Source organism: Chryseobacterium sp. SIMBA_038, from assembly GCF_046535115.1.
In the GTDB taxonomy this organism is placed as follows: Bacteria; Bacteroidota; Bacteroidia; order Flavobacteriales; family Weeksellaceae; genus Chryseobacterium.
This window is the reverse complement of sequence record NZ_JAWRXH010000334.1, coordinates 1-249: the sequence shown is the minus strand read 5'-3', so window position 1 is coordinate 249 and position 249 is coordinate 1. Positions and strand designations below refer to the sequence as shown.

The window sequence follows — 249 nt, the reverse complement described above, 5'->3', positions numbered from 1 at the left end:
CAACGTTGGCCAGCTCAATACCGCTCTCAAGATTGTGGAGACCGATCAACGAATCAAAGCGCAAGCAACCGATGCCAATACGAGCTGGATCTCGCGGGCGGATGCCGGATCATTCGGTTCCACTGCAACCGCAAGCGGCAAGAACGCTGTCGCAGTTGGCCAAGGATCGGTGGCCGATCGCGACAACTCGTTCTCGGTCGGTGCGAAGGGAAGCGAGCGTCAGGTCACGAACGTGGCGGCCGGTACGGC

Annotated in this window: 1 pseudogene; it reads left to right on the top strand. The window is 60.2% G+C overall.

Going from position 1 to position 249, the window contains the following annotated elements:
• Positions 1–249: pseudogene (locus SB689_RS23785) on the top strand (hypothetical protein); the annotation flags it as partial.